Genomic DNA, 12,080 nt, shown 5'->3' on the forward strand with positions numbered 1-12,080 from the left:
TTTTGCAGCCTACCGTCCGTGATACCTTGCATGGAACCGTTAAGGGTGAACGCAGGTATCTCCTGCACCACGCCTCCCCCCGGGGGGCATTACGATCGCAACTTCGATATGCTGGGCAACAACGTTTTGATCAACTCAGTAGCAGACCCGCCCGCCTCGATTTTGGCCTGCTCCAGCGAGATCGTCGTTTGTCCTTTGTTCAGAAACTGATTGCGTTCAGTATTAGCTAATATTTGTAGAAGATCGTCTCTACTATCATCAAGGTTGGGCACCAGCGCAACAGTCATTGCAACGTGCCTCTGCTCTATATTAGTTAGTTCGTTTTGAAAATATTTGATCTCTTCCAAGCCAACTTTGTAGAGGCGGAGGAAAAAGAAAGCAAAAACTTGGACAAGAACAACGATAGAGAGCCTTGGTATGAAGTGTAGAGCGTATTGAGTAGGGTCTTGTATCTGTCCCTCTCCTATGACGAAATATAATAACAGAAGAAATCCGCCGATTGTGATGAATCCGCCGATAGCAAGGTTTACGTTTCCACGGAGGCCAAGTCTAGCAACTTCTGACGTTATCCGCTCCTTTGTCTCTTCAAACAAATCAGACCAACTTGAAAACCGGATATTGTCCTCAAGTTTCGTTCTGAAATCGTGCTCCATCAAACGATATTTGTCTTCAACAGCGGTTTGGGCGACCCGCGTGCCTAACTCGGCGACGAGTTCATCTAACCGCTCCGGCGAGAGCCCTGGGCCCGCCGCGTCTGCATCTTTAGCGAGGCGTGAGATTTCGGCTCGCAAACGCGCCAGTTCGGCCAGAACGAACGGATTATGTTCCTCTGCGCTGAACTCTACCTTGGAAACTGTGAAATTTTCAGAGCGCTGAAGATATGAAACGACGGTCACTGTGCCAACGAGAAGCGCCCCGATGATCGTGATTATTCTGAACAAATCAGGTGCGCCCAAGATATCTGCAATTTGGGCAGCCGTATCACTGGCTGCCAACACAGACATCGCTGCGGTAACCATCGATGCGCCAAACAGTGCGAGTACTGCCGGTCTGCTTATAGGAGGTTTGACTTCAGTATGCGTTTCGCGCTTTCTGAGTCGCTCTAGCGCCTCCGCTGCTCTCGACGACGATCGACCCGCGCTTTCTCGAATAATGGTTCGCGCCCGAGCGTCATCGAGTTCCGACCTGTCATTTGGCATCGTGTTCCCCTCCGCGACTAGAGCGTAGCGAACCGTGCCAGTGAGTCCAAGGGCGCTGCCCGTTTGTTATGACCGTTTTGGGTATACTTCAATGATACAATCAGTGAGACTCAAATTGCGCCTTGATAGGGTTAACCAGATAGAACCTGGCCTTACACCATTTATATTCTATACCTTATTGAGACAGGTGGAGCCACGCTGGTTGGGTACGCGCAGGTAAGTTCGAAGGCCAGAGTATTGATATTCAGGTCGAACGGCTGACGAACGCTGGTTGCGAAAAGATATTTTTCCGAGAAGCGCTCCGGCACATCAACGAAGGACAGGCCGCGTCAGCGGAAGGCTGCCCATATCGCTGCTGCGCCCTGTCGTGCAAGCCGTGTGATCAAAGCATTTCACCAAGCAGGCGGCTTGTGGCAAGGCTGTCCCCCGAACCAAAGGGGATGGAATGCGTAGCGGCTTGCGTGCGACGGCGATGGCCTTGGGACTGATGCTGGCGGCGGGGAGCGGATATCCATCCGGCGCGCAGACGATAGCGGGGGAAGGGCAGTCGTCCGACGATGCCGCGCAGATCGTCGATATTCCAGCGCCCGCCGTCCCCACCGAAACCGCCAGTCTGCGCGCTTATATCGCCACGCTGCGCGATCGGGCGATCGGCATGGGTGTTTCCGCGACGCTGTTCGATGCGACGCTGCCGACGCTCAATTTCAACGCCCGGGTGATCCGCCTCGACCGCGCTCAGCCCGGGGCGACCCCGGCGAGCGTCGCCACGCCGCCCGACTTCGCACCTTATCTGGCGAGCCATGTCGATCGGGTGCGGATCGGCATGGGCCGGTCGCGCTATGGCAAGCTGCGTCCGCTATTGATCGGCATCGAGCAGAAGACCGGCGTGCCTGAGCAGATCATGCTGGCGATCTATGGCCATGAGACCGGCTATGGCACCTTCACGGGCAATTTCGACCTGCTGAGTTCGCTCGGCACGCTCGCTTATGAAGGACGGCGGCGCGAGCTTTTCGCCAACGAATTCCTTAATGCCCTGCTCCTGCTGCAGCGTGGCATCCCGCGCGATCAGCTCAAGGGCAGCTGGGCGGGCGCGACCGGCTATCCACAGTTCCTGCCGAGCGTCTACCTCCGCCTCGGCACCGATGGCGATGGCGACGGCAAGGCCGATATCTGGCGCAGCGAGCCCGATGCGCTCGCCTCGATCGGCAACTATTTGCGCGAAGCGGGGTGGAAGCCGGGCGCTCCCTGGGGCGTCGCGGTGCGCGTGCCCGAAGGGATCGACCGGGCGGCGATCCGGTCGCCATTGTCGTCCCCACGCTGCCCGCGCGTTTTCGCGCGCCAGAGCCGCTGGCTCACCATCTCCGAATGGCGCGACAAGGGGGTGATGATGCTGAGCGGCACCGTGCCCGCCGAGGACGAACTGGCGACGCTGATCGAGCCCGACGGCAATGGCCGGACCGGCTATCTGCTGACCAGCAATTATCGTGCGATCCTCGATTATAACTGCTCCAACTTCTACGCGCTGTCGGTGGGCCTGCTCGGCGATGCGATCGTCCAGTAGGGCCGCCGCGCTGGCGCTGGCGCTGGTCCTGCTGCTGGCGGGTTGCGGCATTCCCCGACCCGAACAATCGTCGAGTCGCCCCGGCAAGCCCGCAAGGCCGACGGCGCCGGTGCGCCCGCAGGGGCCGGTCGCCGATTCGCCGGTGAAGATCGGCAAACCCTATCAGGTCGCCGGCGTCTGGTATTATCCCGCGGATGACAGCGATTATGACGAGGTTGGGCTCGCCTCCTGGTATGGTGCGCAATTCCATGGCGGGCAGACCGCCAATGGCGAGCGATTCGACATGGATCGGTTCGGGGCCGCGCATAAGACGCTGCCCTTGCCCAGCTATGTCGAGGTGACGGCGATCGACAGCGGGCGGACGATCGTCGTCCGGATCAACGATCGCGGACCCTTCGTCGCCAACCGGATTATCGATCTGTCGCGGCGGTCGGCACAGTTGCTGGGGGTCGAGCGTAGCGGCGTATCGCGCGTGCGCGTACGCCGGGTCTATCCCGCGGATGCCGACCGGCTGGCGCTGCGTTCGGGCCGGGCGGCGTCGGAGCGGCCCTATGCGACCAACTCCGACCTCGCCTTGCTGAGGCAGCGCCTCGCCGCGCGTCCGTCCGATCCGGTCGCGCCGCCGCGCGTCGCCGCCGCGGTGCCGGTGGCGGCGGTGCCCGTCGGCGGCTGGTTCATCCAGCTGGCCGCGCTGAGCAGCCGCGACAAAGCCGAGGAGATCGCCGAATTTGTCGCAGGCCGGGTGGAGCAAGCCGGCTCGCTGTGGCGGGTGCGGATGGGACCCTATAAGAACGAGCCCGAGGCAACGAGCGCGCTGGCGCAGGTCCAGTCGGACGGCTATCAGGATGCCCGGCTGGTGTTCTTCGCCAGCAACAGCAAGATTCCAGAGGGAACGATACCACAATGACGCGCCGCAAGATCGCCCTGCTTCCCGCCATCCTCCTGCTCGCGGGGCTTCCCGCCCAGGCCGCCGCACCGGTGTTCGACACGCCCGCGCCGGTGGCCTTCATCAAGGACCTGTCGTCGGGCGCGGTGCTCTACGCCAAGAACCCGGACCAGCGCATGCCGCCGGCATCGATGGCGAAGATCATGACGGTCTATGTTGCCTTCGACCTGATCCGGAAGGGGGAGCTGAAGCTCGACGCAATGGCGACCGTGCGGCCCGAGACCTGGAAGAAGTGGCATGGCCCATCGGCCGGGTCGACGATGTTCCTGTCACCGGGAGAGCAGGTCAGCGTCGCCAACCTGCTGTTCGGCATCGTCACCTTGTCGGGCAACGACGCCTGCGTGGTTCTGGCCGAGCATATCTCGGGCACCGAACAGGCCTTCATCGCGCTGATGAACCGCCGTGCCAAGGAAATGGGGCTGACCAACAGCCATTTCGGCACCTCGAACGGCTGGCCGGACGGCGGCGTGACCTATGTCAGCGCGCGCGATCTCGCCACCCTCGCCGAAAAGACGATCGAAGAGCATCCCAAGCTCTACAAGACCTTCTACAGCCGCCCGAGCTTTACCTGGGGCAAGACGATGGGCAGCGGCCAGGCGATCACCCAGGCCAATCGCGATCCGTTGCTGGGCCGCGTCGAGGGAGCCGATGGTCTCAAGACCGGCCATACGGAGGAAGCCGGCTATGGCTTCACCGGCTCGGCCGAGCAGAATGGCCGCCGCCTCGTCATGGTGCTGTCGGGCCTGACCGGCTTCAACCAGCGGATCGAGCAGTCGGTCAGCTTCATGAACTGGGGCTTTCGTGCGTGGCAGGCCAAGCCGCTCGTCGCCAAGGGCCGCAAGGTGCAGACCGCCGAGGTCCAACAGGGCGACAGCCGCGAAGTAGGCCTTGTCGCACCGAAGAATCTGAGCGTCACCATTCCCGCAGGGCTCGGTTCCGATCTAAAGACCCGCGTGGTCTATCAGGGACCGATCAAGGCGCCGTTCAAGAAGGGCGATCATATCGCCGATCTGGTCGTCACCGGCCCCGACATGGTGCCGCAGAAGCTGCCGCTCGTCGCCGACAGCGATGTCGGGGAAGCGGGCTTCTTCGACCGGATGATGGCTGGGCTGCGCTGGCTGTTCGGCCTCGCCTGAGGCCGTGACCGGGCGTTTCATCACGCTGGAGGGCGGGGAAGGGGTCGGCAAGTCGACTCAGTCCCGGGCACTGGCGGCCGCCTTGCGCGCGCGTGGGATAGACCTGATCGAAACCCGCGAGCCGGGCGGCAGCGAGGGCGCCGAGGCGATCCGCAAGCTGCTCCTCGAAGGCGATGGCGACCGCTGGAGCGCGCGCGCCGAGGCCCTTCTGTTCGCCGCGGCGCGGGCCGATCATATCGAGAAAACCATCCGGCCCGCGATCGAGGCGGGGGCATGGGTGATCTGCGACCGCTTCATCGACAGTTCGGTCGCCTATCAGGGTGGCGCGGGTGGTCTCGGCGTCGATATGATCCGGGCGCTGCACGATCTCGGCAGTGGCGGCTACCTGCCCGATCGCACATTGTTGCTGGCGCTTCCTTCCGGAGAGGCGGCGTCCCGCGCGGCGGTGCGCGACCGGTGCGGGGCCGACCGGATCGGTGGACGGGATGAGGCCTATCATGCCCGCGTGGCCGAAACATTCGAACGGCTTGCGGGCGAGTCCGATCGTTTCCGCAGGGTCGATGCACAAGGGACGCCCCAAGCCGTAACCGATCGGCTGCTCGCTGCCCTGGCAGACCTGCTGCCATGAGCCTGGTCGGCCATAACAGCCAGATCGCGGCCTTTCGCGAAGCGGCCGACAGCGGGCGGCTTCATCACGCCTGGCTGCTCACCGGGCCAGAGGGCGTCGGCAAGGCGAGCTTCGCGCTGGCGGCCGCGACCCGGTTGCTTGCCGACGCGGCGGGGCCGCGCGTGCATCTGCCGGGACTGGAGACGCCCGGGGACCATGCGGTGGTCAATTATATCCGCGCCGGCAGCCATCCCGACCTGCGCATCCTGGCCCGACTGACCAAGGACAAGTCCGAGGATCTGGCGCGATCGATCAGCATCGATCAGGTCCGCTCGCTCCAGAGTCTGTTCGCGACGACGCCCAGCCTGTCGCCACGCCGCGTAGTGATCATCGATGCGATTGACGATCTCGAACGCCCGGCCGCGAATGCCTTGCTCAAGAATCTCGAGGAACCGCCCGCCGGCACGATCTTCTTCCTGATCAGCCACGCGCCGGGCCGGCTCCTGCCGACGATCCGTTCCCGCTGCCGCCTGCTGCGCTTCGCTGGGCTCGACGATGGGCAGATGCTGCTAGCACTCCAGCGGCTCCTGCCCGATGAGCCGCGTGACGAGATCGAGGCGCTGGTCGGCGTCGGCCGGGGTTCTCCGGGGCGCTCGCTCGGTTTCGCGGGCCTCGATATCGCGGCACTGGACCAGGCGATCGATCGGCTGGTGGGGGAGGGCGACCCGACCAATGCGGTGCGCGCCGCACTGGCCAAGCAACTGAGCACCAAGGCGTCGCAGGCGCGCTACGAGGCCTATCTGGAGCGCGTCCCCGCCCGGATCGCCGCCGAGGCGCGGCGGCGCGAGGGGCCGGCGCTGGCGAAGGCGGTGGCGCTATGGGAGGAGGCGCGCCGCGTCAGCGAAAGCGCCGTACATCTGTCGCTCGATCAGCCGACGACCGTATTCGAACTCGCCACCATGCTGGCGAAGCTCGCCCCCACGGGAAGCGCCCGATAGGGCTCGTCTACCTGATTTTAACCATATCTGCGCGATGGTCCGGTTTCTTTGCAGCTGCCGGGACCTCCTCTCGTGTCGATCCAGAATATTCCCGAGCAGATCAACCGGATCGTTACGGCCTTCTCGGAGGGACGCTTTGACGAGACGATCGCGCTGATCGAACCGCTGCTCGCGATCATCGGCAATGAAGCGGCGCTCTATAATATCGCGGGCGCGGCCTATGCCGGGGCAGGCAGGCTGGATGCGGCCATCGCCCATTATGATCGCGCCATCGCGCTGCAGCCGGCATGCGCCGACGCGCATTCGAACCGGGGCATCGCCCTGCGCGAACAAGGCAGGCTCGACGAGGCCCTGCTGAGCTACGATCTGGCGATCCGCCACCAACCGCAATTTCCTTCGGCCTTCTACAATCGCGGCAACCTGCTTCAGCAGATGCGTCGGTTCGATGAGGCGCTCGGCAGCTTCGCACAGGCCATCATCCAGAAGCCAGACTATGCCGAAGCGCATATCAACAGCGGCAATATCCTGCAGGAGAGCGGCCGACTTCAGGAGGCCGTCACACAATTCAGCCATGCGATCACGCTGAGACCCGATCTGGCGGCCGCCCATGTCAATCGCGGTAACGCGCTGCACGAGTTGAAGCAGCTCGATAGGGCGGTTGCCGATTATCGCACGGCCATCACGCTCGATCCGCACAGCGACGATGTCCGCGCACGACTGTCGTTCCTGAAGGCGCATATGTGCGACTGGAGCGAAGAAGCCGACCCGATCGACATCGCCGCGCTGGGTGTTCACCGCGACGCGGTCACGCCGTTCAACATGCTGTCGCTCGACGATGACCCGGCCCGCAACCTGATGCGTTCGGTGAAGTGGGCGGAGCATCGCTATCCGGCGAGGCTGTCCGTACCCGCGCATGCCCGTCGCCGCCCGGAGCGGTTGCGGATCGGCTATTTCTCGGCCGACTTCCAGAGCCACGCGACAATGTGGCTGATGGGCTCACTGCTCGAGGCGCATGATCGCGAGCGGTTCGAGGTCCACGCATTCTCCTACGGCCCCGACAGTCATGACGTCATGCGCAAGCGTGTCATCGATACCTCCGACGCCTTCCACGATGTCCGCATGCTGGGCGACGCGGCGGTGGCGGAACGCGCGCGCGGCCTGGGCATCGACATCGCCGTTGATCTGAAAGGCTATACCCAGAACAGCCGGCTCGGCATCTTCGCGCATGGAGCCGCACCGATCCAGATGAGCTATCTGGGCTATCCGGGATCGAGCGGCGCCGGCTTCTTCGACTATGCCATCGCCGATTCCGTGGTCATTCCCGCCGAAAAGCGGCCGTTCTACAGCGAGAAAATCCTCGCCCTGCCGCACAGCTATCAAGTGAACGACGACCAGCGGCCGATCGCGGACGATGTGCCGTCGCGCGAAGCGTCCGGCCTTCCCCGCGAGGGGTTTGTATTCTGCTGCTTCAACAACAGCTTCAAGATCACGCCGGATGCGTTCGGCTGCTGGATGCGGTTGCTCGGCCAGGTCGAGGGCAGCGTCTTGTGGCTGCTTCGCGACAATGACTGGGCGAAGGCCAATCTGCGGGCCGAGGCCGAACGGCATGGAATCGCCGCCGACCGGATCACCTTCGCCGACCGGATGCCGATGGCGGCCCATCTCGCCCGCCACGCGCATGCCGACCTGTTTCTCGATACCTTCGCCTATAACGCCCACACCACCGCCAGCGATGCCCTATGGGCCGGAATCCCGCTCGTAACGAAGCTGGGGCAGGGATTCGCCGCCCGGGTCGGCGCGAGCCTGCTTCAGGCGATCGGCCTGCCCGAACTGATCACCCGCGATATCCAGGCCTATGAGCAGCTCGCGCTCGACCTGGCAAAATCGCCGGAGCGCATCGCCACATTGAAGGCGAATATTTCCGCCAGGCGGCTCACATCGCCGCTGTTCGACACGCGGCGTTTCGCGCGCGACCTCGAACGCGGCTATGATCTGGCGTTCGATCGACAGGTTCGCGGGCTGGAACCCGACCATATCGATGTGCCGCCGGTCGCCGGATCCGATGCAATGGCGCGGATCGCCGCATAGGCGGCTTTCGCCGAGATATCTCATACGCTTCCGGACGTTGCGGTTTGGCTGGGGCCTCCCTATTGGCTGATCGCATGTCCGAACCTTTCTATATCACCACCGCGATCAGCTATCCCAACGGACGCCCGCATATCGGCCACGCCTATGAGGCGATCGCGGCAGACGCGATCGCGCGTTTCCAGCGCTCGATGGGACGCGACGTTCGATTCCAGACCGGAACCGACGAACATGGCCTGAAGATGGCGCAGGCGGCCCGCAGCCGGAACATCACGCCGCGCGCGCTGGCGGATGAAATGTCGTCTTATTTCAGAGAGATGTGCGACACTCTTAATATATCTTATGATCGCTTCATTCGGACCAGCGACACCGATCATTATGCGGCCAGCCAGGCGCTCTGGCAGGCGATGGAAGCCAATGGCGATCTTTATCTCGATCGCTACGAAGGCTGGTATTCGGTCCGCGACGAAGCCTTTTACGACGAGAAAGAACTGGTCGAGGGGGAAGGCGGCGTAAAATTATCGCCACAGGGCACGCCGGTCGAATGGACCAAGGAGGAAAGCTGGTTCTTCCGCCTGTCCAAATATCAGCAGCCGCTGCTCGACCTGTATCGCGACCAGCCCGACTTCATCCGGCCCGAAACGCGCAAGAACGAGATCGTCAGCTTCGTCTCCGGCGGCCTGAGCGACCTATCGATCTCGCGCACCAGCTTCGATTGGGGCGTGCCGGTGCCCGGCAGCCCCGGCCATGTGATGTATGTCTGGGTCGATGCGCTGACCAGCTATCTCACCGGAATCGGCTATCCCGATAAAAGCGCCGACCTCGGCACATATTGGCCCGCGAACATCCACCTAGTCGGCAAGGACATCGTCCGCTTCCACACCGTCTACTGGCCCGCTTTCCTGATGTCGGCGAAGGTCGCGTTGCCGAAGCAGATATTCGGCCATGGCTTCCTGCTCAACAAGGGCGAGAAGATGTCGAAGTCGGTCGGCAATGTCGTCGATCCGGCGGCGATGGCCGAACGCTATGGTGTCGATCAGTTGCGCTATTTCCTGCTCCGCGAGGTCAGCTTCGGCCAGGACGGCAGCTATGGTCATGAGGCGATCGTCAACCGCTGCAATGCCGAATTGGCCAACAGCTTCGGCAATCTGGCGCAGCGCACGCTGTCGATGATCTTCAAGAATCTCGATGGCGAGTTGCCCGCGCTCGACCGCAATGAGGAGGATGCCGCGCTGGTCCGCGCCGTCGCCGCCGCCTGCCTCGACGAAACGCCGCGCGCTTTCGAGCAGCTGGCCTTTTCGGTGGGGATCGAAGCCTGGATGAAGGCGGTGTTCGCCTGCAATCAATATGTCGATGCCCAGGCGCCATGGGCGCTGCGCAAGAGCGACCCCGAACGGATGAAAACGGTGTTGGGCACGCTGTTTGCGGTAATCCGCGACCTTGCCATCGCGATCCTGCCGATCATTCCGGACAGCGCCGGGAAACTGCTCGACCAGATGGGAATCGCGGCAGACAGGCGCGATTTCGCGGCCATCGAGGATCAGAGCTGGTATGACGCGCTGCGTCGCTCGGGCTATAAGGTTGGTCAGCCGGTGCCGCTATTTCCGCGCCTCGAGCTCGAAACCGCCGAGGACTGATGTTCGTCGATAGTCATTGCCACCTGAATTACGCGGGGCTGGCCGAGCGCCAGCAAGAGGTTCTCGATGCGGCCCGCGCCGCCGGCGTCTCGACGATGCTCAATATCTCGACCCGCGCGGCCGAATGGGATGCGGTGCTCGAAACCGCCGAGCGCGAGCCCGATGTCTGGGCAAGCGTTGGAATCCATCCGCATGACACCGATACCCATGAGGATATCGAGACCGCGCTGCTGATCGAAAAGGCGGCGCACCCGCGGATTATCGGCATCGGCGAGACCGGCCTCGACTTCTATTACGACAAGTCGGACCGTGACCGGCAGCGCGCGAGCTTCCGCCGGCATATCGCCGCCGCTCGCGAGACCGGCTTGCCGATCATCGTCCATACCCGCGAGGCCGAGGCGGATACGATCGCGATCATGAACGACGAGATGGGGAAGGGGGCCTTCACCGCCGTCATCCATTGCTTCACCGGCAGTTCCACGCTCGCGCGGGCGATGCTCGATCTCGGTTTTTCGATCTCGCTGTCGGGGATCGTCACCTTCAAGAACGCCGGCGACCTGCGCGAAACCGCGCATCTCATTCCCCGCGACCGGCTGCTGATCGAAACCGACAGCCCGTTTCTCGCGCCGGTTCCGCATCGCGGCAAGCCGTGCGAGCCGGCCTTCGTCACCGATACGGCGCGCTTCCTGGCACAGGAACTCGATTGGGATATCGAAGATCTGGCGAGAGAAACGAGCGGTAACTTCTTCAATCTGTTCAGGAAAGCTCGCCCGTGAAACTCCGCATCCTGGGATGCGGCACCTCATCGGGCGTGCCGCGGATCGGCAATGACTGGGGCGATTGCGACCCCGCCGAACCGCGCAACCGACGGACACGCGCTTCGATCGTCGTCGAAAGTGAGGCGACGCGGCTGCTCGTCGATACCTCGCCAGACATGCGCCAGCAGTTGCTCGACGCCGACCTGATCGACATCGACGCGATATTATGGACGCACGATCACGCCGACCATTGCCACGGCATCGATGACGTCCGCCAGATTTTCCACGCGCGCCGCGCGCCGGTGCCCGGCTATGGCTTTGCCGAGGCGATGGATCAGCTCAAGGTCCGCTTCGCCTACGCCTTTTTCGGCCGCGACGGCTATCCGCCGACCATCGAGGCGCATTCGCTGCAGACCGACATGGAGATTGGCGGGATCCGCGTGCGCAGCGTCGCGCAACCGCATGGCAGTATTTTCAGCGCAGGATTTCGCTTCGATCGCGATGGCCAATCGATCGGATATTCCACCGATTTTCATATATTTACCGATCAGATGTTGGACCTGTTCACCGGCGTCGACCTGTGGGTGGTCGACGCCCTGCGCGTGAAACCGCATCCGACCCATGCACATCTTGGCCTGACCATCGATGCAATAGCCCAGTGCCGGCCGGGGCGTGCTATCCTGACCCATATGGACCAGTCGATGGACTATGCCGCGCTGCGCGCGATGCTGCCGGATGGTATCGAGCCCGGTTATGACGGCATGGAGGTCGCCTTATGAGCGGGGATCAGATCGTAGGCGTTATCGCGATCATGGGCATGCTTCTGCTCGTGATACCGCGCTTGACCAACAGGCAGACGCCAGGACCGAAGATGCTCCGCATGGTCTTGCTGTGGCTGCTGATCATTGCGGTGATAGCCGGCGTGGTGATCATGATGAAACCGGGCGGTTGAAGGTAGAAGCGCCGGTTAAGCTGTTGACGGGGCTGGAAGAATGTAAGTTTCTACATCGGCGTTTAACATAATGAATATTATCGGACTCAACGATTGTAAGCGGGCGGATTCTAGACCGAAGTGCGAAAACTCGCCCTATTCGCGGGTTTCAACCCGTGAGGATCGCACATGCGCTGCTACACCCACTTGGATCTCAATGAC

General features: G+C 62.7%; 11 protein-coding genes. 10 read left to right on the forward strand and 1 reads right to left on the reverse strand.

Annotation, left to right across the window (positions count from 1 at the left end; translation table 11 throughout):
* Positions 1-89 precede the first annotated feature (89 nt).
* Positions 90-1,019 (reverse strand): hypothetical protein, encoded by a 930-nt coding sequence (locus WP12_RS23310; RefSeq protein WP_152663866.1) that lies wholly within the window; start codon positions 1,017-1,019, stop codon positions 90-92.
* Between the two features lie 625 nt (positions 1,020-1,644).
* On the opposite strand from WP12_RS23310, the gene WP12_RS03075 reads away from it, so the two are divergent.
* The 10 genes from WP12_RS03075 (at position 1,645) to WP12_RS25185 (ending at position 11,879) form a co-directional block, all read left to right on the forward strand.
* Positions 1,645-2,760, forward strand: a complete 1,116-nt coding sequence (locus WP12_RS03075; RefSeq protein WP_052730171.1) for a lytic murein transglycosylase — start codon at positions 1,645-1,647, stop codon at positions 2,758-2,760.
* Entirely contained in the window at positions 2,744-3,667 is a 924-nt protein-coding gene (locus WP12_RS03080; protein ID WP_046192294.1) for a septal ring lytic transglycosylase RlpA family protein, read from the forward strand. The genes WP12_RS03075 and WP12_RS03080 overlap by 17 nt, the downstream gene beginning before the upstream one ends.
* The gene (locus WP12_RS03085) at positions 3,664-4,842 is read left to right on the forward strand and encodes a D-alanyl-D-alanine carboxypeptidase family protein (protein WP_046192295.1); all 1,179 of its coding nucleotides are present in this window, start codon (positions 3,664-3,666) and stop codon (positions 4,840-4,842) included. Before WP12_RS03080 ends, WP12_RS03085 begins: the two co-directional genes overlap by 4 nt.
* 4 nt (positions 4,843-4,846) lie before the next feature.
* A complete protein-coding gene (gene tmk / locus WP12_RS03090; protein ID WP_046192296.1) occupies positions 4,847-5,470 on the forward strand; it encodes a dTMP kinase in 624 nt (207 codons plus the stop codon).
* Entirely contained in the window at positions 5,467-6,447 is a 981-nt protein-coding gene (locus WP12_RS03095) for an AAA family ATPase (protein ID WP_046192297.1), read from the forward strand. The genes tmk and WP12_RS03095 overlap by 4 nt, the downstream gene beginning before the upstream one ends.
* A gap of 72 nt (positions 6,448-6,519) precedes the next feature.
* On the forward strand, positions 6,520-8,535 hold the full coding sequence (locus tag WP12_RS03100; RefSeq protein ID WP_052730172.1) for an O-linked N-acetylglucosamine transferase, SPINDLY family protein: 2,016 nt from the start codon (positions 6,520-6,522) through the stop codon (positions 8,533-8,535).
* Between the two features lie 74 nt (positions 8,536-8,609).
* Positions 8,610-10,169 (forward strand): methionine--tRNA ligase, encoded by a 1,560-nt coding sequence (gene metG / locus WP12_RS03105; protein ID WP_046192298.1) that lies wholly within the window; start codon positions 8,610-8,612, stop codon positions 10,167-10,169.
* Positions 10,169-10,945: a TatD family hydrolase gene (locus WP12_RS03110; protein ID WP_046192299.1), complete on the forward strand. Its 777-nt coding sequence runs from the start codon at positions 10,169-10,171 to the stop codon at positions 10,943-10,945. The genes metG and WP12_RS03110 overlap by 1 nt, the downstream gene beginning before the upstream one ends.
* A complete protein-coding gene (locus tag WP12_RS03115) occupies positions 10,942-11,706 on the forward strand; it encodes an MBL fold metallo-hydrolase (protein ID WP_046192300.1) in 765 nt (254 codons plus the stop codon). The genes WP12_RS03110 and WP12_RS03115 overlap by 4 nt, the downstream gene beginning before the upstream one ends.
* The gene (locus tag WP12_RS25185) at positions 11,703-11,879 is read left to right on the forward strand and encodes a hypothetical protein (RefSeq protein ID WP_160299127.1); all 177 of its coding nucleotides are present in this window, start codon (positions 11,703-11,705) and stop codon (positions 11,877-11,879) included. The genes WP12_RS03115 and WP12_RS25185 overlap by 4 nt, the downstream gene beginning before the upstream one ends.
* The last annotated feature ends 201 nt before the right edge of the window (positions 11,880-12,080 follow it).

It is taken from the genome of Sphingomonas sp. SRS2 (assembly GCF_000971055.1).
Classification (GTDB): domain Bacteria; phylum Pseudomonadota; class Alphaproteobacteria; order Sphingomonadales; family Sphingomonadaceae; genus Rhizorhabdus.

Bases quoted from the DNA above. Each gene is read 5' to 3' on its own strand.
- WP12_RS23310 (WP_152663866.1), bottom strand. From the start codon at position 1,019: ATGGTTACCGCAGCGATGTCTGTGTTGGCAGCCAGTGATACGGCTGCC.
- WP12_RS03075 (WP_052730171.1), top strand. From the start codon at position 1,645: ATGCGTAGCGGCTTGCGTGCGACGGCGATGGCCTTGGGACTGATGCTG.
- WP12_RS03080 (WP_046192294.1), top strand. From the start codon at position 2,744: ATGCGATCGTCCAGTAGGGCCGCCGCGCTGGCGCTGGCGCTGGTCCTG.
- WP12_RS03085 (WP_046192295.1), top strand. From the start codon at position 3,664: ATGACGCGCCGCAAGATCGCCCTGCTTCCCGCCATCCTCCTGCTCGCG.
- WP12_RS03095 (WP_046192297.1), top strand. From the start codon at position 5,467: ATGAGCCTGGTCGGCCATAACAGCCAGATCGCGGCCTTTCGCGAAGCG.
- metG (WP_046192298.1), top strand. From the start codon at position 8,610: ATGTCCGAACCTTTCTATATCACCACCGCGATCAGCTATCCCAACGGA.
- WP12_RS03110 (WP_046192299.1), top strand. From the start codon at position 10,169: ATGTTCGTCGATAGTCATTGCCACCTGAATTACGCGGGGCTGGCCGAG.
- WP12_RS25185 (WP_160299127.1), top strand. From the start codon at position 11,703: ATGAGCGGGGATCAGATCGTAGGCGTTATCGCGATCATGGGCATGCTT.